At 53.7% G+C, this 902-nt stretch carries 1 rRNA gene; it reads left to right on the top strand.

From position 1 onward, the window contains the following. Positions 1 to 902, top strand: a 16S ribosomal RNA gene (locus ACJDU8_RS25530); the annotation flags it as partial.

Raw genomic sequence — 902 nt, 5'->3', positions numbered from 1 at the left:
CTTTGAGATGGGCCCGCGGCGCATTAGCTAGTTGGAGGGATAAAAGCCCCCCAAGGCGACGATGCGTAGCCGACCTGAGAGGGTGATCGGCCACATTGGAACTGAGATACGGTCCAGACTCCTACGGGAGGCAGCAGTGGGGAATATTGCACAATGGGCGAAAGCCTGATGCAGCAACGCCGCGTGAGTGAAGAAGGTTTTCGGATCGTAAAGCTCTGTCATCCGGGACGATAATGACGGTACCGGAAGAGGAAGCCACGGCTAACTACGTGCCAGCAGCCGCGGTAATACGTAGGTGGCGAGCGTTGTCCGGAATTACTGGGCGTAAAGGGTGTGCAGGCGGATATTTAAGTGAGATGTGAAAGACCCGGGCTTAACCTGGGCAGTGCATTTCAAACTGGATATCTAGAGTGCAGGAGAGGAGAACGGAATTCCTAGTGTAGCGGTGAAATGCGTAGAGATTAGGAAGAACACCAGTGGCGAAGGCGGTTCTCTGGACTGTAACTGACGCTGAGGCACGAAAGCGTGGGTAGCAAACAGGATTAGATACCCTGGTAGTCCACGCCGTAAACGATGAGTACTAGGTGTAGGGGGTATCGACCCCCCCTGTGCCGCAGTAAACACAATAAGTACTCCGCCTGGGAAGTACGATCGCAAGATTAAAACTCAAAGGAATTGACGGGGACCCGCACAAGCAGCGGAGCATGTGGTTTAATTCGAAGCAACGCGAAGAACCTTACCTAGACTTGACATCCCCTGAATTACTGGTAATGCAGGAAGCCCTTCGGGGCAGGGAGACAGGTGGTGCATGGTTGTCGTCAGCTCGTGTCGTGAGATGTTAGGTTAAGTCCTGCAACGAGCGCAACCCCTGTTGTTAGTTGCCATCACGTAAAGGTGGGCAC

Origin of the sequence: Candidatus Clostridium eludens (assembly GCF_045310515.1) — a bacterium.
Classification (GTDB): domain Bacteria; phylum Bacillota; class Clostridia; order Clostridiales; family Clostridiaceae; genus Clostridium_B; species Clostridium_B eludens.
Note: the sequence above shows the minus strand (reverse complement) of the source record. Positions and strands in the feature narration are given on the sequence as shown.